Source organism: Rossellomorea aquimaris TF-12, assembly GCF_001648555.1.
Taxonomy (GTDB): Bacteria; Bacillota; Bacilli; order Bacillales; family Bacillaceae_B; genus Rossellomorea; species Rossellomorea aquimaris.
This window is the reverse complement of record NZ_LQXM01000027.1, coordinates 264114-285203: the sequence shown is the minus strand read 5'-3', so window position 1 is coordinate 285203 and position 21090 is coordinate 264114. Positions and strand designations below refer to the sequence as shown.

The 21090-nt window shown below is 41.6% G+C and carries 23 protein-coding genes; 17 read left to right on the top strand and 6 right to left on the bottom strand.

Annotated features, from left to right (window positions below; genetic code table 11):
* Positions 1-18: 18 nt before the first annotated feature.
* The gene (locus IQI_RS10780) at positions 19-819 is read right to left on the bottom strand and encodes an NAD kinase (RefSeq protein WP_064092640.1); all 801 of its coding nucleotides are present in this window, start codon (positions 817-819) and stop codon (positions 19-21) included.
* 163 nt (positions 820-982) lie between these two features.
* On the opposite strand from IQI_RS10780, the gene sppA reads away from it, so the two are divergent.
* The 8 genes from sppA to IQI_RS10740 all read left to right on the top strand — a co-directional run bounded on the left by sppA (position 983) and on the right by IQI_RS10740 (position 8022).
* The gene (gene sppA, locus IQI_RS10775) at positions 983-1993 is read left to right on the top strand and encodes a signal peptide peptidase SppA (RefSeq protein ID WP_064092639.1); all 1011 of its coding nucleotides are present in this window, start codon (positions 983-985) and stop codon (positions 1991-1993) included.
* A 15-nt stretch (positions 1994-2008) separates the two neighbouring features.
* The gene (locus IQI_RS10770; RefSeq protein ID WP_064092638.1) at positions 2009-2533 is read left to right on the top strand and encodes an RDD family protein; all 525 of its coding nucleotides are present in this window, start codon (positions 2009-2011) and stop codon (positions 2531-2533) included.
* A 69-nt stretch (positions 2534-2602) separates the two neighbouring features.
* Complete coding sequence (locus IQI_RS10765; protein ID WP_231893410.1) at positions 2603-3316, top strand: DUF2953 domain-containing protein; 714 nt, start codon at positions 2603-2605, stop codon at positions 3314-3316.
* A gap of 19 nt (positions 3317-3335) precedes the next feature.
* Complete coding sequence (gene ytfJ / locus IQI_RS10760; RefSeq protein WP_064092637.1) at positions 3336-3821, top strand: GerW family sporulation protein; 486 nt, start codon at positions 3336-3338, stop codon at positions 3819-3821.
* A 142-nt stretch (positions 3822-3963) separates the two neighbouring features.
* Positions 3964-4464, top strand: a complete 501-nt coding sequence (gene tpx, locus IQI_RS10755; protein ID WP_064092636.1) for a thiol peroxidase — start codon at positions 3964-3966, stop codon at positions 4462-4464.
* A 130-nt stretch (positions 4465-4594) separates the two neighbouring features.
* On the top strand, positions 4595-5581 hold the full coding sequence (locus tag IQI_RS10750) for a class I SAM-dependent methyltransferase (protein WP_064092635.1): 987 nt from the start codon (positions 4595-4597) through the stop codon (positions 5579-5581).
* 227 nt (positions 5582-5808) lie between these two features.
* Positions 5809-7005 (top strand): acetate kinase, encoded by a 1197-nt coding sequence (locus tag IQI_RS10745; protein ID WP_082892667.1) that lies wholly within the window; start codon positions 5809-5811, stop codon positions 7003-7005.
* A 180-nt stretch (positions 7006-7185) separates the two neighbouring features.
* Positions 7186-8022, top strand: coding sequence for an EcsC family protein (locus IQI_RS10740; protein ID WP_064092634.1), 837 nt, complete (start codon positions 7186-7188; stop codon positions 8020-8022).
* Between the two features lie 51 nt (positions 8023-8073).
* Here the strand turns inward: IQI_RS10740 and IQI_RS10735 are convergent, their stop codons facing one another.
* Positions 8074-8379, bottom strand: a complete 306-nt coding sequence (locus IQI_RS10735) for a hypothetical protein (RefSeq protein WP_064092633.1) — start codon at positions 8377-8379, stop codon at positions 8074-8076.
* 474 nt (positions 8380-8853) lie between these two features.
* Here IQI_RS10735 and IQI_RS10730 point away from each other — a divergent pair, with 474 nt between their 5' ends.
* Both IQI_RS10730 and argH read left to right on the top strand, forming a co-directional pair.
* Positions 8854-10065, top strand: a complete 1212-nt coding sequence (locus tag IQI_RS10730; RefSeq protein WP_064092632.1) for an argininosuccinate synthase — start codon at positions 8854-8856, stop codon at positions 10063-10065.
* A complete protein-coding gene (gene argH, locus IQI_RS10725) occupies positions 10062-11450 on the top strand; it encodes an argininosuccinate lyase (protein ID WP_064092631.1) in 1389 nt (462 codons plus the stop codon). The genes IQI_RS10730 and argH overlap by 4 nt, the downstream gene beginning before the upstream one ends.
* A gap of 370 nt (positions 11451-11820) precedes the next feature.
* Here argH and IQI_RS10720 read toward each other — a convergent pair whose 3' ends face one another.
* Entirely contained in the window at positions 11821-12270 is a 450-nt protein-coding gene (locus IQI_RS10720; RefSeq protein ID WP_064092630.1) for a universal stress protein, read from the bottom strand.
* A gap of 109 nt (positions 12271-12379) precedes the next feature.
* Between IQI_RS10720 and IQI_RS20855 the strand changes: the two genes are divergently transcribed.
* The gene (locus IQI_RS20855; protein WP_197489737.1) at positions 12380-12532 is read left to right on the top strand and encodes a hypothetical protein; all 153 of its coding nucleotides are present in this window, start codon (positions 12380-12382) and stop codon (positions 12530-12532) included.
* A 75-nt stretch (positions 12533-12607) separates the two neighbouring features.
* Here the strand turns inward: IQI_RS20855 and IQI_RS10715 are convergent, their stop codons facing one another.
* The 3 genes from IQI_RS10715 to IQI_RS10705 all read right to left on the bottom strand — a co-directional run bounded on the left by IQI_RS10715 (position 12608) and on the right by IQI_RS10705 (position 15270).
* Positions 12608-12970, bottom strand: coding sequence for a DUF948 domain-containing protein (locus tag IQI_RS10715; protein WP_064092629.1), 363 nt, complete (start codon positions 12968-12970; stop codon positions 12608-12610).
* Between the two features lie 163 nt (positions 12971-13133).
* Positions 13134-13991 (bottom strand): RNA polymerase sigma-70 factor, encoded by an 858-nt coding sequence (locus IQI_RS10710; protein WP_064092628.1) that lies wholly within the window; start codon positions 13989-13991, stop codon positions 13134-13136.
* 1 nt (position 13992) lies between these two features.
* On the bottom strand, positions 13993-15270 hold the full coding sequence (locus IQI_RS10705) for a phytoene desaturase family protein (RefSeq protein ID WP_064092627.1): 1278 nt from the start codon (positions 15268-15270) through the stop codon (positions 13993-13995).
* Between the two features lie 448 nt (positions 15271-15718).
* Here IQI_RS10705 and IQI_RS10700 point away from each other — a divergent pair, with 448 nt between their 5' ends.
* From IQI_RS10700 to rbsC, 6 genes are all read left to right on the top strand, one after another.
* Positions 15719-16246, top strand: a complete 528-nt coding sequence (locus tag IQI_RS10700; RefSeq protein ID WP_231893409.1) for an MgtC/SapB family protein — start codon at positions 15719-15721, stop codon at positions 16244-16246.
* A gap of 127 nt (positions 16247-16373) precedes the next feature.
* Complete coding sequence (locus IQI_RS10695; RefSeq protein ID WP_064092626.1) at positions 16374-17354, top strand: LacI family DNA-binding transcriptional regulator; 981 nt, start codon at positions 16374-16376, stop codon at positions 17352-17354.
* 6 nt (positions 17355-17360) lie between these two features.
* Positions 17361-18251, top strand: coding sequence for a ribokinase (gene rbsK / locus IQI_RS10690; RefSeq protein WP_064092625.1), 891 nt, complete (start codon positions 17361-17363; stop codon positions 18249-18251).
* The gene (gene rbsD / locus IQI_RS10685; protein ID WP_064092624.1) at positions 18248-18634 is read left to right on the top strand and encodes a D-ribose pyranase; all 387 of its coding nucleotides are present in this window, start codon (positions 18248-18250) and stop codon (positions 18632-18634) included. Before rbsK ends, rbsD begins: the two co-directional genes overlap by 4 nt.
* Before the next feature lie 17 nt (positions 18635-18651).
* The gene (locus IQI_RS10680; RefSeq protein WP_064092623.1) at positions 18652-20142 is read left to right on the top strand and encodes a sugar ABC transporter ATP-binding protein; all 1491 of its coding nucleotides are present in this window, start codon (positions 18652-18654) and stop codon (positions 20140-20142) included.
* The gene (gene rbsC, locus IQI_RS10675) at positions 20135-21088 is read left to right on the top strand and encodes a ribose ABC transporter permease RbsC (RefSeq protein ID WP_064092622.1); all 954 of its coding nucleotides are present in this window, start codon (positions 20135-20137) and stop codon (positions 21086-21088) included. The genes IQI_RS10680 and rbsC overlap by 8 nt, the downstream gene beginning before the upstream one ends.
* Positions 21089-21090 lie beyond the last annotated feature (2 nt).

The following is a 21090-nucleotide window of genomic DNA, read 5'->3' as shown; positions in this document are numbered from 1 at the left end:
TTTTTTGATGGGAAGGTACTATAAAAACGATCGCTTCACTTTTTCCCAAAAAGAGTTATCTTTTAATTTTACAGTTTTAATGATTTTATCGCTTAATTTCACTTCAACTTTTTCTACGTGCTGAATGCTTAGTGCTTCATTATCCATACCCATTGCCGGGTAGTCGTTTCCGTCTTGAACGATCTTCAATACTAAACGTCGTTTGTCGCTTAAAATAAAAGAAGATCCAAGAGTACGGTAACGATTATTGTTTAAAGAAGCCATTTCACTTACTTGGAGACACGAGAGCATCGGATCGACTACTGCTCCGTTTACAGATTTATTATAAGCCGTACTTCCTGTTGGTGTGGCAATAATCATTCCGTCTCCTCTAAAGGTTTCAAAATGATGGTCATCAATAAAAACATCCATCACAAAGGTCTTAATAATTCCTGAACGGATACTAAATTCATTTAAACAATGAAAGGAAGTTTGATTATCAACGGTTATTTCAATGGTAGGATATTTCCGCACTTCCATTTGCTCATTTGTCATGGCTTCAATCATTTTTGATGTGTCATCAATATGGAAGTCACAATACATGCTTAATGTCCCGCCGGTTGAAATACCAGCATAGAGAGCATCCTGTCTAAAGCCGGTTTGACGTACAGCCTGAAGGAATGTACCATCCCCTCCTACACTTACAATAATGTTGGCAGACTGGTGAGAATCCACAATGTTAAAGTTATATCGTTTAGCTAAATCGTAAAGCTTTTCTAATTTGTCTTGGATGTGTTCTTCTTTTAAAGCATAAAAATAAATATTTCGGCGGTTATTCATTGTATGTACCTCCCTGAAAAATGAAAAATAGTATAGGATAATTTTTCCCATTAACTCAAAAATTTGCTAGAATCTAACTTAGTGAATATTCTATCATGTTTCCTTGAGTGAATGATATTCATATCCTTACATAAGATAGGATAAATGAGGGAGGAATATACGAATGAATGCGAAAAGATGGACGGCACTAGGAATTGCTGTAGGGTTATTCTTCGTTTCTGTTGTAGTGAATTTTGCAACAACGACATTGTCGAATGACTTTAACAAAGCGTTTGAAGATATGCTTGGAGGAAAAGAGAAAGCCTTTTCTGAAGAAGTCATTGAAGACGGAAATGGACAGAAACGAATTGCCGTGTTAGAAGTCGAAGGGGTTATTCAGGATACAGGAAATGCGGGATCCTTATTTGAAAGTCCAGGTTATAATCATGAAATATTTATGGACAAGCTGGATGCAGTTCAAGAAGATAACACTGTAAAAGGAATTGTTCTGAAAGTGAACTCACCTGGAGGCGGAGTCGTTGAAAGTGCTCAAATCCATGAGAAGCTATTGGAGATAAAGAAAAAATCCAAAAAGCCTATTTATGTATCCATGGGTAGCATCGCTGCCTCAGGAGGATATTACATATCAGCACCTGCAAACAAGATTTTTGCCAGTAAGGAAACATTAACGGGTTCTTTAGGGGTTATTATGCAAAACATTAATTACTCCAAGTTAGCAGAAAAGTATGGAGTTGATTTTGTTACCATTAAAAGTGGTCCTTATAAAGATATTATGAGTCCAACAAGAGAGATGAAAGAGGAAGAAAGAAAGATCCTTCAATCCATGATTGATAACTCATATGAAGGTTTTGTGGATGTCATTGCAGAAGGAAGAGGGATGTCTGAAGCAGAGGTGAAAAAGATTGCGGATGGACGGATCTATGATGGACTTCAAGCGAAGGAAGTAAACTTAATTGATGAGTTTGGTTATGTAGAAGATACCATTGCTGCCTTAAAAAAAGATCAAAAGCTAAAAGATGCTCAAGTATTTGAATATAAAACAACCGATCCTTTCTCAGAGATATTGGGCATGAGCGCTAAGAAAATGATTGGGAAGGATATGGAAGCAACGGCGTTAATGAAGCTCCTTTCCCAACCAAATTCTCCAAGATTAATGTATCTATACTCTGAATAAAGGAAGGTGAACATTATGAGTGACTCACAACATGTTGTAAACGGAGACCACCATGATGAAACAATTCATTCAAAGACTGGTGTTCCAAATGAGGGTTCGGGTTATTTCTTAGCAGGGTTTTGGATAAGGTTTTGGGCTTATTTATTGGATTTGGTAGTCATTGGAAGTCTCTCTAGACTCCTCGTGACTCCAATCTTTAAGCTTTTAGGTCTACCTGTTATAGAGGGATCCATGTTTGCTCCTTTTTCGATTATCACAAGCATCGTTTTTTATGGTTATTTCATTCTTATGACAAGATACTTTAGCCAAACAATCGGAAAAATGGTGTTAGGAATTAAAGTGATTGATCTAAAAGGAAATAAGCCTTCTTGGAGCACGATTATCTTTAGAGAATTAATTGGGCGATTTATTTCCACTACAATATTCATTTTATACGTTGTTGTAGCATTCACTAATAAGAAACAAGGAATCCATGATCTATTTGCAGACACAACGGTTGTAAAGGAAAACAAACAAATCGTATTTATACCAGCGTTGTAATTATGATAAACCTGCTTAATAGCAGGTTTATTTTTTTTACCTTAGAGCATAATAAGAGGTTGAAGGGTTGTGAAAATAGTGAGTGTTTGGATGTGGGTTTTATTCATTGCAATTGGACTTATTTTATTCATATTTATACTTATCCTCATAACGAAAATAACGATTACCCTTTCCTTATACCATGGAAATGACAACGATCATTTTAAAGTGAAGATGAGAGCCTGGTATGGATTAATAAAATATACAATCGATATTCCGTTAGTAAAGTTGGATGATGACGGTCCTAACATAGTAGTAGAAGAAGAAAGTAAAAAGGGAGATGAAAGCAATCCCTCAAAGAAGAAAACGTCAAAGATTACACCAAGTGAATTTATTAATAGTTTACATGATACGAAAGAAATGATCGTTCATGTTCAATCGTTTCATCACATCATTCGAAAATTTACGAAAAAGGTCAAGTTAGATAAGGTGCAATGGAAAACATTATTTGGAACAGGAGATGCTGCATCAACAGGTACGTTGACAGGAATAATCTGGGGAATGAAGGGGAGTATCGTTGGTATATTGAGTGGTTATATGAAACTTCAGTCTATGCCTCATTTAGAAGTCATTCCAACTTTTCAAAAAGCTATTATTCAAACTCAATTTTCATGTATTATCCAGTTTCGCATTGGGAATGCTATCCTAGTAGGTTTAAAGATACTTCGGTACTGGAGAGGTGGTAAAGGTGAATTTAAAACGAAGCCTCTTTCCACTTTTTCAGAAGAAAAACAGTCAGTTTAATTAACAAGGAGGACTTACCATGTCTGAACATCCTATTGAAGGTTTAATGACCACTGCGATGGAAAATTTAAAAGAAATGATTGATGTGAATACCATCATCGGTGATCCCGTTGAAACACCCGATGGAAGTGTGATTCTTACTGTTTCAAAAGTTGGTTTCGGATTTGCAGCAGGAGGAAGCGAATTTATTATTGATGGAAAAGGCAAGGATGATAGTGGAGGCGGCAAGGATAATCCAAATGGTGGGGACTCATCGTCTCCAAAACAGCAACCTTTTGGTGGAGGTAGCGGTGGTGGTGTTTCCATTACCCCAATTGCTTTCTTAATAGTAAGTTCCAGAGGAATTAAGATGCTTCATCTAGATGAAAGTACTCATCTTATAGACCGACTGCTGGATTTAGCCCCAGGTGCCATTGAAAAGATTCAAGGTATGATGAAAAAAGATGATAGTAAAGAACAGCAACATGGCCAATTAAACCAACACAAACAAAATCTGGATTTGTAAGTACCGATACGAGGGTAGGGGCTGTTTCCCAATTACGGGAGGCAGCTCATCTTTTTTGATGGATTAGACCCTATTATTTGCGTTCCATTCGTTTTATTCGGTACTATGAGGATGTACATATTTAAAAAAGGAGGAACAAATGATGGCAAACATTACATTTAAAAATAATCCTGTCACATTATTGGGTAATGAGGTTCAAGTTGGAGACAAAGCCCCTAATTTCACAGTATTAGCTAATGATTTATCACCTGTAACTCTTGAGGATTCAAAAGGCAAGGTGCGTTTAATTAGTGTCGTTCCTTCCATTGATACAGGAGTTTGTGATGCTCAAACAAGAAAGTTTAATGAAGAAGCTACTAAATTCGATAATGTAGAAGTGTTAACGATTTCAGTAGATTTACCATTTGCTCAAAAACGTTGGTGTGGAGCAAACGGTATTGAAAATGTTCAAACATTATCTGATCACCGTGATTTATCTTTCGGTGAAGCGTACGGTGTTCATATTCAAGAGTTACGATTACTGGCTCGTGCTGTATTTGTCGTAAACAGCAATGATGAAGTTACTTATGTTGAATATGTAAGTGAAGCTACGAATCATCCAGATTACGATGCTGCTGTTGAAGCCGTAAAAAATGCTAAGTAAGTTTTTAAACATATAGACTGACAAACATGCTGACCTGCTGCTATTTGTATGGTCAGCATTGTTTTTTTTACAAACATTAAAATCATCGGTAGAATAAATGAAAAAGAATGTGAAAAAGGAAGGAATAAATATGATAAATTCACCAGTTGAAACGCTTTTTGGAGTCATAGATGAAACGGCTCTGTTACTTCAAGAACAGCTTGCTTGCAGTTATTTAGAGGCAGTAGCTGAAACGGGAGAAAACCTGTTTCAAGGAGAAGTTCTTCAAGATGAATTAAGTGAATTGACAAAAAAGCGTCTACATAAAAAGTATGAGGAAATAAACGTATCGCAACATGAGAATGAGGACATTCGCAAAGCCTTTCAATTTGCGATTTTAAAAGGAATGAAAGAAAACGTACAGCCGAATCATCAAATGACTCCTGACTCATTAGGGTTGTTTATTAGTTACCTCGTAAATAAGTTTACGAAAGAAACGGAAAAAATGACCATTCTTGACCCGGCAATCGGAACAGGAAATTTATTAACCACCGTTCTAAATCAAATGCCTCACAAAGAGACCCAGTCAATCGGAGTAGAAATTGATGAAGTGTTAATTAAATTAGCTTATGTAGGAGCGAATCTTCAAAAGCATCCATTGGAGCTATTTAATCAAGACAGCATAGAGCCTCTATTTATCGATCCCGTTGATTTAGTTCTTTGTGATCTGCCAATTGGCTATTATCCAAATGATCTTCGTGCACAGGATTATGAATTGCAAGCAGAAGAAGGGCACTCTTATGCCCATCACCTTTTTATTGAACAAAGCTTGAAGCATACCAAAGAAGGTGGCTATCTATTCTTTATTGTTCCAAACGGCCTTTTTGAATCTCCGTTCAGCGGTCAATTGCAATCATTTTTAAAGGAAAAAGCGAACATTCAAGGATTTCTGCAGCTTCCCCTATCATTATTTAAAAATAAAAACTCAGCCAAAAGTATCCTGATTCTTCAAAAGAAGAAAGACGGAATTCAAGCTCCAAAAGAAGTTTTGCTTGCAGAACTTCCAAGCCTATCAAATCAAAGAGCATTGCAGGATATATTATCTAAAATTGACCAATGGCTACTTCATAACAAGTAATAAACTTCAGTGAGACTACTTCCATCTAGAGGTAGTCTCGTTTTGTTTTTTAGGATTCTTTCTTTTCGAATTTTGTGAAAACATTTAATTTATCATGTAAACGATACCATTTCAACCTTCTTCTTGAAATAGGTAGTGGTCAGTGATTTAATGGGGAATTGAGAGATAAAAATTGGTTCAATGAACACAATAAATATAGATGCTAGAATTTAAAGGAGCGATTCAACTTGGCTAAAAAAGTGATTGCAATTAATGCTGGAAGCTCGTCATTAAAGTTTCAGCTATTTGATATGCCTGAAGAAACTGTTATTACGAAAGGTCTTATTGAGCGTATTGGATTAAATGATGCAGTATTTAACATAACGGTAAACGGCGAAAAACGTGAAGAAGTGACGGATATCCCGAACCACGAAGTAGCAGTTAAAATGCTACTTGAAAAATTAACAGGGTATGAGATCATCTCTTCACTTGATGAGATTGATGGAATTGGTCATCGTGTAGTCCACGGTGGAGAAGTATTTAATGATTCAACTGTTATTACAGATGAGGTTATTGAAAAGATTGATGAGCTGTCTGATTTAGCTCCACTTCACAACCCAGCTAATTTAACAGGGATTAAAGCGTTTAGAAATGTACTTCCAAGTGTTCCTTCGGTAGCTGTATTCGACACGGCTTTCCACCAATCAATGCCAGAAAGCTCTTTCTTATATAGTCTTCCATATGAGTACTATGAAGATTACGGAATCCGTAAATACGGTTTCCATGGTACGTCTCATAAGTACGTTTCTGAGCGTGCAGCTGAGATGCTTGGACGTCCAAAAGAACAAGTACGTCTTATCTCCTGTCACTTAGGGAATGGAGCTAGTATTGCAGCGATTGAAGGAGGAAAGTCCATCGATACATCTATGGGCTTTACCCCATTAGCAGGTGTAGCAATGGGAACTCGTTCAGGTAATATTGATCCGGCTTTAATTCCATTTATCATGGAGAAAACAGGCTCAACAGCGGATGAAGTGTTAAACATCCTTAACAAAAAATCCGGAATGCTTGGAGTATCTGGATTCTCGAGTGACTTACGTGACATCGAATTACAAGCAGAAGAAGGAAACGAACGTGCTGAACTTGCCTTAGAGGTATTTGCAAATCGTATCCACAAATACATTGGTTCTTATGCTTCACGTATGTATGGAGTAGATGCCATTGTCTTCACTGCCGGTATCGGTGAAAACAGTTCAGTCATTCGTGAACGTGTATTGCAGGGCTTAGAGTTCATGGGTGTCTATTGGGATCCAGCTCGCAATAAAGTGCGTGGAAAAGAAGCATTCGTTAACTATCCACACTCACCTGTAAAAGTCATGATCATCCCTACAAATGAAGAAGTGATGATTGCACGTGATGTAGTAGAAAAAGCGAATATTAATTAATAAAACGGGATTACCTATTGAGGTAATCCTTTTTTATTAGAGAGGTATCGAAGATAGAGAGGCTTCATTCGTTTAAATAATCAGTTAATTTAACGACGGAATGAATTGTACTGCAAGAATATCCAATTGTTTATATGATATACTGAAGGAAAAAGAAAGAATGTTAGGAGTTGGAGTGAAGTGAGCTGGTCTGAAAGAGATAAACAAGTATGGCAAACAGTCAAAGCCTGGAAAGAGGAATTGTACGAATACGAAGCAAATGATTTAGAGCATACATATGTAAAATGGTTAGATTATGCATTCGAATTCATACCTGAACATTTACAGGATCAATTTTTTCAACGCCTGGATGGTTGGTTGTTCCACATTCATTCTCTTATTCAAGGTTCTCAGATGCAGAATGATGCTAGAGAACGTATCCTTGTGACGGCAAGGGCTTTTAACCCAGACATTCAAACGGTTGAAGACCTTCAGTTTTTGACGATCGATCAACTCCATTACATTGCTGAACAGCACGCTGGTCGTCACCGTATTTATTCACTTTTCCAAGGTGGACTAACAGGAACCGGTGGAATGGTTGCTTTAGGTTCTGATTTACCTGCGATGGCAGTTATCAACCTTCGTTCTATTCAGCTGATTGCTATTACCTATGGGTTTGACGTCCAAACTCCATTTGAAATGATGACATCATTAAAGGTTTTCCATGCATCGACTCTTCCTTCTAGATTAAGAGCTCTCGCTTGGGAAGAGCTTATGGATGACTTAAATAAAAAGGATTCAAACTATTTTTACGATGGATCAGAACAATTAACGGACTATACTTGGTTAGAAGGACCAATGAAGCATGCATTGAAAGGGTTAGCCATCACCATGTTCAAAGGAAAGAAATGGTCTGGACTGCCTCTTGTCAGCATAGGCATTGGAGCCGGAGTCAATTACCAGCTCTCAAGAAAAATCACGGATTTTGCAGAAAAGTATTATCAATATCGTTATTTGCGAACAAAGAAGAATCAATAAAAAAACGTTAGAGCAGGAGATGGCTATGCATCTTTTGTCTCTAACGTTTTTTTATGAGGACTTGGCTGGATTGGTTCGGTACCAGATCCACAAGTCATTTATTCGAGAAGCTTTACTGGCAATTTCATCATTTATTTTACAGGAGATTTCGAAATCTTCTTCTACCCCTAGTTCATTTTGCAAAACTTCAATTTCCTTATCCAGTTCTCCAATTCGATCTGGAATCTTTCCTCTGATTTTTTCCCATTCTAAAAGAATGGTTTCTTGTTCAGACGAAGAATATACATTCCATTCCGTTGTAGGATGAGGGAGATTTAATTTTAATCGTGCATCGTAAACGAAAAAGTCTTTCCTCATTTCTTCATCCTTCCTTTCGAAAAAAATCTATTTAACATAAATCGTACATTAAACATGTAGAATTTCCAACTTATTTTGGAGGAGAAAGTAGTAGTTGATTTTCGGTGCAGGTTGCTCGCTTTCCGCGGGGCGGGCGGTGAGCCTCCTCGGCTACTCCTGTGGGGTCTCACCTGTCCTGCTTCTCCCGCAGGAGTCTCGCACCTGCAGCGAAAATCAACTTTGTATTTATATAATAATCTGTATAAGTTCTTTTGCTAAATCAAAATTAATGTAGGTTTCTTTCTAAAAGAGTATTGTTTTCTCACTCTGAAATCTGTTCAAGGTCCTTTTATATAGACGACTCCGAAAGCATCATTTGAAATATTTATACAATTTTATGAATAACTATTGATGTATTATTGAAGAGGTGCTAATATAAATTCAACTTAAAGAATAAATATTCATTATCATACGATAAATAGGAGGGCTCAACTTTTGAATAATAAAGTAGTTTTAGCATACTCAGGTGGTTTGGATACGTCGGTGGCAGTTCAATGGTTAAAGGAAAAAGGCTATGATGTGATTGCCTGTTGTTTAGATGTTGGAGAAGGGAAGGATTTGGAGTTTGTTCAGGAAAAAGCGTTAAAGGTTGGAGCTTCCAAAAGCTATGTGATTGATGCTAAGGAAGAATTCGCGAAAGATTATGCGCTTTTAGCCCTGCAAAGTCATGCCATGTATGAGGGGAAGTATCCACTTGTATCGGCTCTTTCCCGTCCTTTAATTGCTAGTAAATTAGTTGAAATTGCTGAAGCGGAAGGAGCAACGGCAGTGGCTCATGGTTGTACGGGTAAAGGAAATGACCAGGTGAGATTTGAAGTGTCCATTGCAGCTCTTAATCCAGATTTAGAAGTGATTGCTCCAGTACGTGAATGGAAATGGTCTCGCGAAGAAGAGATTGAGTATGCGAAGGATAAAGGGATTCCGATCCCCATCAAGCTTGATTCCCCTTATAGCATCGACCAAAATCTATGGGGAAGAAGCAATGAATGCGGAGTGCTGGAAGATCCGTGGGCGGCTCCTCCAGAGGATGCTTATGATTTAACGTCAAGTCTTGAAGAATCACCGGATGATGCTGATGTGGTGGAGATTACATTCTCACACGGTGTACCTGTTGAGTTGGATCACGTTGCATATCCATTGCATGAGATTATTTCTAAGCTAAATGTGGTTGCCGGGAAACACGGAGTCGGACGTATCGACCATGTAGAGAATCGTCTGATCGGGATCAAGTCCCGTGAAGTGTACGAATGTCCTGGTGCGGTTACGCTGTTAAAAGCCCATAAAGAATTGGAAGACCTAACGCTAGTAAAAGAGCTGGCTCACTACAAACCGGTGATTGAGAAGAAAATGACAGAGTTGATTTACGAAGGCTTATGGTTTTCACCCCTGAATAAAGCACTGAAAGCATTCCTGGATCAAACACAGGTGTATGTAAATGGTATCGTACGCGTGAAATTATTCAAAGGTCATGCCATTGTGGAAGGAAGAAAATCTCCTAATTCCTTGTATGATGAGAAGCTCGCGACCTATACAAAAGCCGATGAATTCGATCATGATGCTGCCGTTGGATTCATTCAACTTTGGGGTCTGCCAACAAAGGTTTCAGCCATGGTCAACGCTGAAAAGAAGGAAAAAGTGACTTTATGAGCAAGCTCTGGGGAGGACGTTTCACGAAAAAGCCTGAGGAATGGGTGGATGAATTCAATGCATCCATCTCCTTTGATCAAGAGCTGGTTCTAGAGGATATTGAAGGCAGCATCGCTCATGTGAAGATGTTAAAAAAATGTGAAATCCTGACGGCCAGTGAAGCCGATCAAATCCTTAATGGACTTGGAGTACTATACGGAAAAGCTGAAAAAAATGAACTTCAGTTTTCGGTGGAGTATGAAGACATTCACTTAAATTTGGAGAAACAGCTCATCGATTTAATCGGAGAGGTGGGCGGTAAGCTTCATACAGGCAGAAGCCGTAACGATCAGATTGCCACGGACATGCATCTGTTTCTGAAAAGACGAGTGGAGGAAATCGTTACGCTTGTTGAGGAGCTTCAGCAGACCATACTTTTTCAAGCGGAAGAAAATATTGAGACAATCATTCCCGGGTATACCCATCTTCAACGTGCTCAGCCGATTTCATTCGCCCATCATCTTATGTGTTATTTCTGGATGATGGAGCGGGATAAGGAACGACTAATCGACTCTCTTAAAAGAATCGATATATCCCCATTAGGTGCCGGAGCACTGGCTGGTACGACGTTTCCCATTGACCGGGAGTATTCGGCTGAGCTTCTTGGATTTGGGTCATGCTATGAAAACAGTCTCGATGCCGTGAGTGATCGGGATTTCATCCTGGAATTTCTGAGCAACAGCTCGATGATGATGACACACCTTTCCCGCTTAGCCGAAGAGATGATACTGTGGTCAACGGAAGAGTTTCAATTCATCGAGCTTGATGACAGCTTTACGACAGGCAGCAGTATCATGCCGCAAAAGAAAAACCCGGATATGGCTGAGCTTGTTAGAGGGAAGACTGGAAGAGTGAATGGGAACCTCATTTCTCTTCTTACGGTTTTAAAAGGATTGCCTCTTGCCTACAACAAGGATATGCAGGAAGACAAGGAAGGTATGTTCGATACAGTGAAAACAGTGGTGGGATCACTGAAGATATTCACGGGCATGATTTCATCGATGAAAGTGAACAAGGAGCAGATGGAGGAAGCAGTAGGGAATGATTTTTCAAATGCGACGGAGCTTGCGGATTATTTGGCGACGAAAGGGATTCCGTTTAGACAAGCTCATGAAATTGTCGGGAAGCTTGTGCTTTATTGTATTGAAAAAGGGTGTTACCTGAAGGATGTGTCGCTTAAGGAGTATGGTGAGTTTTCTTCATTGATTGAGGAGGATATTTATTCGATTTTGACTCCTTATTCGGCGGTTGAGAGAAGGAAGTCTTATGGTGGTACGGGGTTTGAGCAGGTGAAGGTGCAGATTGAGAAGGGTAAATCTCACTTGGTATCCACTGTCACTGTTTAAAGGAAGAGAGTGCAGGTAGATTTTCGCTCCAAGTGCTCGCTTTCCGCGGGGTGGGCGGTGAGCCTCCTCGAGCTTTGCCCTGTGGGGTCTCACCTGTCTAGCTCCGGCGGCTAGCCCCTCGAGGTCATAAGCTAAATGGTCCAAGAAGGCAAAAAAACGCCTTCTTAGGCCCATTCATCTTATGCTTGTCGGGGCTGTGCGAGCCGCCTCCGCTTTTCGTACCTTCCCACTATTCCCGCAGGAGTCGAGCACCTTCCGCTTCAATCAACTTATGGAGTTTTGCTAGTATATTCTCTAAATAAAATTTCTTTCACCTTGCCAAAATTAAAGAAGGGTTGAGATAGAATCATTCTACCTCACCCCTTCTTTTTTATTCCATATCTTCTGTTCTTACAACTAGTACGTCACAATGTGCAGCTCTTGTGATATGTTCTGATACGCTTCCGATGAGGAAGCGTTCGACTGCGTTGAGTCCGGTTGCGCCGCATATGACTAGGTCTGCCTTGACGCTCTTCGTTGCTTCTCTTGGGATGATCACTTTCGGGGAGCCGTACTCAACATAGGTTTTAACTTTGGTTAAACCAGCTTCTGTCGCTTCTGCTTTGTACTCATTTAACAATTCTTCAGCATACTTTATAGCTCTTTCTCCTACTGTACGATCGTAGGATTCGATTGCCGCGAAGGAACGAGTATCGATTACGTGTATCAAAGATAATGTTGCATCATTCCGTTTAGCGATGGCAATCCCTTTTTTGAACGCCCATTCCGCTTCTTTTGATCCATCAACAGCTATTAATATGTTCTGATATTTTAAACTCATTGTTATCCCCTCCTTATCCTTATCATACTATATTTTTCCACTCATATCTGTATCCAATTTTCGAACAATATTAAAGAATAGACTACTAATTTTTTTAGGGGGAATCGACATGAAGAAGAAGGATCCGAAAGAGCAGTTTACGTATGATGAAAAAGCGAACCAACAGGTAAGCCAGCAGATTATGGATTCGTATACGAGCGGAGTCATTGATACGGAGAATGGTCAGTATGGAACGTATGAAAACGAAGAGTATGAGAAATAAGTAGAGAAAAGAGCTTGTAGAAACATAAAACCTTCACAAAAAAGAGACCGGTTCTTCCGGCCTCTTTTTTTTTGCTTACTTCAATTTAATTTGAACGGGCTTGCTTTCCTGCGTATAAACGGTTTTAGGTTTGCTCTTATGCAAAGCAGTTCTTTTTATGGAGCTTGTAACATCTTGTATCATATCCCCCACATCGTGAGCTGATTCAAATAAAGGATCAACGGCATCCATTTTTCCTTTTACATCATCAGAAATTTCGTTAGCTGTATGAATCAGATCTTCTGCTTCATCTGTAATACCGTTCACGGCTGTACGGGTATCAGACAGAGTCTTTTTCGTTTCAGCAAGTGTTGCCATTACTTTTTTTAATGTCAAAATCAAATAGATCACGAGAATGGTAAACGCAACCGCTGCAATAGCAGCACTCCACTCAAGCATTGAGGACCAGCTCCCTTCGTTTACTTTAATTCTATGAAGGTGGAGGCGAAGACATTCCATTTCTTGGTTGAGGATTAGGTAGGGGATGGGAAGTGGCGGAAGCACATGAAAGTTCTCACGCTTCTTTTTTCGTTAGGAGGAAGCACGAGAACCGTCCCATGTTTCATGGTAATTTGTCTGGATTCACAGTCATGTAAATTTCCACAATTTGATTATCGAATATAGAAAAGCTAATAGTACTATGCACCACACCATTCATGTAGTTCAAAATGGCTGGTTGGCCATTAATGGTTGTAATGTCATACTTATAGTCTTCAGAAACATTCTTCTTGATGCCAAGTAAAAACGCTAATACTCTTTGGCGAGTGAGGATAGGTCGTATAGCGGCTTTAACGATTCCGCCACCATCAGAATACAGTGTGACATTTTCTGAAATAATTTCTAAAAGTTCATCCGTATGTTCTGTTTGAAATGCGTGAATAAATCGTTGAATTAATGATTTATTTTTCTCAAAATGTAAGCTTTCTCCTTCAACAGCGGCCATTTTTTTCTTTGAGCGACTATATAGCTTACGGCAATTTTCTTCATTTTTTTCAATCATAATGGCAATCTCTTTATACGAAAATCTGAATGCCTCTCGTAATAACAGAACAGCGCGTTCATGGGGAGAAAGGTGCTCCATCATCCGTAAATAGGCTATACTTAAAAACTCTTTCTCAATAAGAATTTCAGAAGGATCAGAGAGACGGTCTTCCGCTTGAAGTAAAGGTTCTGGATTCCAAGGACCCATGTACTGTTCTCTTTTTACTTTTGCAGATTTAAAAAAATCAATGCATCGGTTTGTCATCATTCTACATAAATATGCCTTTTTGTTCTCCACCTTTAGTTCATCCATTTGATAGGCTCGGAGAAACGTTTCTTGAACAAGATCTTCTGTTTCGGATACTGACCCGGTCATGCGATAACCGAGAGAAAATAACAAAGGCTTATACATCAAATATTCTTCATTACTAATTCGCATGTTATACCCCCGTTTCTTTATCGATTACTTCCAAAGCAGCTTGCTTTCCACTTTCAACGGCAGCTTCAGACAACATGACATATGGTGAAGCCCAGTCTCCAGCCATATAGAGGCCAGGAGCGATAGAAAGACCGCGAGAGAAAATCGTTTCATCTCCCACCTTTGATAAGCGACAATTGACCGTGATTTGTGGAAAACATCTACTTTTAATTTCGTAATTCTTCCAACCTGGTTGTAAGGTCTCTAAAAACCCCTCCAGCTTCAATTTTTCATCCGGGCCATTTATATGAGCGTTAGGGTGATGATACCTCAATACATGGAGAACCTTGCTTTTACCATCATGTGATAGTCGTGCATAGTTGGAGTGTACAGAAAAATAGTAAGGTTCATCAATTCCCAACGCGAACAAATTGTTTGGGTTTGGAAGCTTAGTTAATGCAACATCTAATGTGGCGGCTTTAATGGGTTCAAGTTGATTGAAAGGGAGCTTTTTGGAAGGGACACCTAGCAGACCATTCAATGCTTGGGGAGAGCCTGTATAAATGATGAATTTGGAAAGGATAGTTTCCTGGTTGGATAACTTTAACTGCCACTCGCCACTTTCTATTGCATTCAGGTGCTTCACAGATGAACCGGTTTGAATCTGTACACTGTTTGTAACAGCCTGGTTGTGGAGTTGGTCAATGATGGATTGCCATCCACCATCAACATAGACAACGCCTCCCATACCGAGTTGTATATGAGTAAGCATGACGCTTGCACTTATTTTCTCCGGTGCATGAGAATAGCTAGCTAAACGGCCTAACGTATAAAGCAGCTGTTGTATTTTGAACGAATTGGTTGTTTCTTCGACAAACTGTTGAAATGTTTTATGGCTGAATAGACCTGACTGTAACTTTTGTACTTTCCGTAGAATTCCAATCCATTCTATTTTTTCATTCCAGCTTAGGAATTTTGACTGTACGAGTCCTTTTGGTGAAAAAGGGGCTATATAGGGAGTGTCATGATAAATTATTATGCTGTTTTTTTTAGGAGCATTCCCTGTTATGGTGATACCTAAATCGGTCAAAATTGAACTTGCTCTCCCTTTTTTATATAGGGCATGTGGCCCGATATTCAAATATTGGTTGTTAACAATATCCGTTTTGGCACGTCCTCCAACCTTATTTGCTTTTTCAACAAGTAAAGTTTTCAGACCAGCTTTTCCTAAAATATTTGCTGATACATAACCGGCTAAACCGCCTCCTACAATGACAACATCCCATCGATCTTGAGTCATTAAATGAACCTCCTTAAATTGTTTTCATCCAAAAGACGAGTGAAGGAAGAGGTTTGTGACACGATAGGGAGAAAATTAAATGAATTTTTTACAGCATTTAAATTATTTTATAGTACTTTCCCAACTGGGGATATAAACATCTTTTAGATATAAATCCCCTTTCAATTCGTTTGAAGGGGATATATTTTTGAATGAAAGATATTGAGTGCCTAGGGATTGAAAAGATCATTCAAAAAAATTTATTTTACACTTAGAATTTAGAGATGAAATATTGAAATGTAAAAAAAATTGGTATATGATGAAAAGAATATTCTATGGAACGAAGCTTGGTAAATAGAGTAAAAGGGATCACCTATAAAGCGAACGGTATGATTTTTTCACGACAGGTGGAGAAATCAGGCACTCGTTTTGTGGCGAGGTCTCTTTTTCATTTAAGGAGGATGGCGACATGCCGCATTATATGAATGAAGTAACGGATTTCTTCTGGCAGCATGATGTCTATTTTCGAATTTTGGTGAGTGCGGTATTAGGCTTCATCATCGGATGGGACAGGACATCAAAGAATAAGCCCGCGGGTTTAAAAACATATACGTACGTATCGGTGGCATGTACGTTAATCACGATCGTTTCGATCGAAGGTGCTGAGATGCTCAGTCAACCAGATAGCGGAAAGATGATGGATCCCTTCCGTCTCGCTGCCCAGATCGTATCAGGGCTCGGATTCTTAGGAGCAGGCGTGATCCTCAAAGATGGACTGCGGGTGAAAGGTCTCACTTCTGCGGCGATGATTTTCTATGTGGGTGGTATCGGAATAGGCATTGGTGCAGGCTTTTATTCCATTGTCATCTTCGCCACACTGGTGACCTCTATCATGACCAAGATTGGAAACATCTTCGAAGGCAGGGAGGTCACAACTGTTCGAATACCAAAGCTGCGAAAGAAAAAGGAAGAAGAGGAAGAGAAAAAAATAGAATAATGTGGAGCTCTACTCTTATGGGGAGGGCTCTTTTTTTAATGAAAAGGTTGCAACCGGTTACAAACATATGTTAATTTATGTGTAACCGGTTACATAAAACCAACCAAACGAACAGGAAGTGACGTACGTGGCAACAATCAAGGATGTAGCAAGTGAAGCGGGGGTTTCAGTGGCGACGGTCTCGCGGGTGCTCAATGATAACGGGTATGTAGGAACAGAGACGAGGAAAAAAGTGATGCAGGCGATCGAAATGCTCAACTATAGCCCGAACGAGGTAGCCCGCTCCCTATTTAAAAGGGGATCGAGGTTGATCGGACTGCTCCTTCCAGATATCACGAACCCGTATTTCCCACAGCTTGCAAGAGGGGTCGAGGATGAAGTGAGTGAGGCTGGATTCAGGCTCCTCCTCGGTAACAGTGACGAGAACATTCAGAAAGAACTGGATTATATCCAGACCTTCGTTCAGAACAATGTCGTCGGCATGATTTCTGCGACCAATCATGTGGAGCATGATCAGCTTTATAGTGAATTGAACCTCCCACTCGTTCTCCTTGACCGGACCACGGAAAACTATCCGGCTGTCTATGCGGACGGCCGCAAAGGAGGACGCCTGGCGGCAAAGACCCTCGTGGAAAAAGGGGCGAAGCGGATTACCGTCATGAAGGGACCGGCCAACGTCAAGCCGGCACAGGACCGATTCCGTGGAGCTGTCGAGTACTTAAGCGGGACGGACGTCGATTTTACCGTGATGTCCACGACCTCGTTCTCCTTTGAAGACGCAAAGGGCTGGGCAGAGGAGCTGTTTGACACTTATCCCGATACGGATGGGGTCATCGCGAGCAATGATATCGTCGGGATTGCCATTCTCCATGAGGCCTTGAGGCTTGGAAAGAAGATACCTGAAGACGTACAGATCATCGGCTACGATGACATCCCCCAGAGCAGCCTGTCCTATCCGGCGCTCTCAACGATCAGGCAGCCGGCTTACGAAATGGGCAGGCAGGCCGCGGCACTTCTGATTAAACTGATAAAAAAAGAGATAGACATCGATACAAGTGTTCAGCTTCCGGTTGAACTCATACAGCGAAACACAACACGAAAGGGATGAAGAAAGATGAAAAAAGCGAAAATTGCCGTAATCGGCAGTTCATCCATGGATCTGGTGGTGACATCAGCCAAACGCCCCGGTGCAGGGGAAACGGTACTTGGCGACAGCTTTGACACGGTACCTGGCGGGAAAGGTGCCAACCAGGCCGTAGCAGCAGCAAGGCTTGGGGCTGACGTTTACATGATCGGATGCATAGGGGATGATCCGTACGGACAAGAGATTTTAGAAAACTTTAAGAGTAACGGTGTTCATACAAACTATGTGGAACCGGTTACAGGTGAGAAATCTGGAACGGCTCATATCATCCTGGCTGAAGGGGATAACAGCATTGTTGTTGTAAAAGGAGCTAATGATCTTGTGACCCCAGAGTACGTAGAGAAAACAGCTGATTTTCTTAAAACATGTGATCTCATCATGATCCAGCAGGAGATCCCGGAGGAAACGGTTGAATACGTGGCAGACCTGTGCAACAAGATTGAAGTCCCACTACTACTTAATCCGGCTCCAGCAAGGAAGATTTCACAGAAAGTTATTGATGGAGCGAGCTACCTGACACCGAATGAACATGAAGCGGATGTGCTTTTTAATGGAGCGAAGCCGTCAGAAGCACTGAAACAATACCCTGAGAAAGTAATCATCACCGAAGGGGCAGCCGGAGTTCGCTACCATAATGGAACAAAGGAAATCCTTGTTCCTTCCTTCGAAGTCGAGGTTGTTGATACGACAGGGGCAGGCGATACCTTCAATGCCGCATTCGGGACAGCCGTTGCAGAAGGACAATCAATGGAAGAAAGCCTGCGATTTGCGAATCGGGCCGCATCCCTTTCTGTGTCCGGATTCGGAGCCCAGGGCGGAATGCCGACAAGAGACGAAGTAGAAAGGAAGCTGGCAGAATGAAACGACATGGCATCTTGAACAGTCACATTGCGAAAATACTAGCCGACCTCGGCCACACGGATACGATTGTCGTGGCCGATGCCGGTCTCCCGATTCCGTCAGACGTCGTAAAAATCGACCTGGCATTGAAACAGGGAGAGCCGTCCTTCCTGGACGTAGTCGAACTGTTAAAGGAAGAGATGGTCGTAGAAGCCGTCACTCTTGCAGAAGAAGTTGAAACCAATGCAGAGGTGCATAAGCAAATGACCTCATGGTTTGACGGGATCCAGTATGTATCCCATGAAGATTTCAAGAAAGAAACCCATAAAACGAAGGCCGTCATCCGCACGGGGGAAGTCACTCCGTACGCGAATTGTATCCTTCACGCGGGAGTCATTTTTTAAACAAAGGGGTGAGTAGCATGCAGATCAGCATGAAGAATATCCATAAAGCATTTGGTTCGAACAAGGTTCTTGAAGGAGTGGACATGGAGATCCAACACGGTGAGGTCCATGCCCTGATGGGAGAAAACGGCGCAGGGAAGTCGACCTTGATGAATATACTGACGGGACTTCACAAAAAGGATCAGGGAACAATCACCATCGACGGAAAGGAAAAGACGTTTCATAATCCGAAACAGGCCGAGGAATTCGGAGTCGCCTTCATCCATCAGGAGCTGAATGTATGGCCTGAATTGACGGTCCTTGAGAATCTTTTCATCAATAAGGAACCGGTTACACAATTCGGTCTGATCAATACGAGAAAAATGAAAGCGATTGCTAAGGAGCAGTTTGAAAAGCTGAACATTTCAATACCACTCACAAAAGAAGCGGGGCAGTGCTCGGTCGGGCAGCAGCAAATGATTGAAATCGCCAAAGCCCTGATGACGGATGCAAAAGTGATCATCATGGATGAGCCGACAGCGGCATTGACGGACCGGGAAATCGAAACGCTTTTCACCGTCATCCGTTCGCTTAAAAAAGCCGGCGTGTCAATTGTGTACATCTCCCACCGGATGGAAGAGATCTTCACAATTTGTGACAGTATCACGGTCATGCGGGACGGACGCACGGTGGATACGACGCCAATCCCCGAGACGAACTTTGATGAGGTCGTCAAGAAAATGGTTGGACGTGAATTGACCGACCGCTTCCCGTCACGGGATCCAAAGCCAGGTGAAACCATGCTTGAAGTGCGGAACCTGACGAAAAAGGGGCTGTTTGAAAAGGTAAGCTTCGAAGTCCGCTCAGGAGAGATTGTCGGCATGTCAGGTTTGATGGGGGCAGGCAGGACGGAAATCATGAGAACGATCTTCGGACTTGATGGGCGTTACGAAGGCGAAATCCTGATGAACGGGAAACCGGTCACCATTAAAACACCCCATCAGGCAGTGAATCTCGGTCTCGGATTCATCACCGAGGATCGTAAGGAGGAAGGACTCGTCCTCGACTTTTCACTGAAGGATAATATCGCTCTTCCAAGCCTTTACAGTTTTACAAATAAAGGATTGATCAACGATAAAAGCGAACAGGATTTTGTCGAAATGCTCATTAAGCGGTTGACGGTCAAGACCGAATCAGCCCGGACCCACGCCCGGAACCTGTCGGGTGGGAATCAACAGAAAGTGGTCATCGCTAAATGGATTGGAATCGGTCCGAAGGTGCTGATCCTCGATGAACCGACGAGGGGAGTCGATGTCGGGGCGAAGCGAGAAATTTATCAGCTGATGAACGAGCTCACCGACCGGGGCGTCGCGATTGTGATGGTATCATCCGAGCTGCCAGAAGTACTCGGGATGAGCGACCGCATCCTCGTCGTCCATGAAGGGACCATCGCAGGAGAGCTTTCAAAGGAAGACGCAACACAGGAAAAAATCATGACATTGGCGACAGGAGGTCACGCACATGAATAACGCACTCAAAACGAATCACGTCGGCAATCTGATGCAAAAGCTCGGTCCACTTCTAGGACTGTTTGTGCTGGTTGCGACAGTATCTATCATTAATCCAAGTTTTCTAGAACCCTTGAACTTATTGAATCTATTACGACAGGTCGCAATCAACGCCCTGATTGCCTACGGAATGACCTTCGTCATTTTGACCGGAGGAATTGATTTATCCGTCGGCTCGATCCTCGCTTTATCCAGTGCTCTGATGGCAGGGATGATGGTATCAGGAATCGACCCGATCCTTGCGATTCTGATCGGCTGCCTCCTCGGAGCTGTAATGGGTATGGTCAACGGATTATTGATCACAAAAGGAAAAATGGCACCTTTCATCGCCACATTGGCAACGATGACGATGTTTCGTGGTTTGACCCTTGTGTACACCGACGGAAATCCCATCACGGGGCTTGGCGACAGCTATGCATTCCAGCTGTTTGGAAGAGGATATTTCCTTGGAATTCCCGTTCCGGCCGTTACAATGATCCTCTCGTTTGCTATCCTGTGGGTGATTCTGCATAAAACCCCGTTCGGCCGAAAAACATATGCCATCGGCGGGAATGAAAAAGCAGCCCTTATTTCAGGTATCAAAGTACCACGCATCAAAGTGATGATCTACTCCCTGGCAGGTTTACTGTCTGCACTCGCAGGAGCGATCCTGACGTCACGCCTGAATTCGGCACAGCCAACAGCCGGTACATCGTACGAACTCGATGCCATCGCTGCCGTCGTCCTTGGCGGAACAAGCCTGTCAGGAGGACGCGGACTGATCGTCGGAACATTGATCGGTGCACTCATCATCGGAACGTTAAACAACGGTCTGAACCTGCTCGGCGTATCATCCTTCTTCCAAATGGTCGTAAAAGGTGTCGTCATCATCATCGCGGTTCTCATTGACCGAAAGAAAGCAGCGTAGGA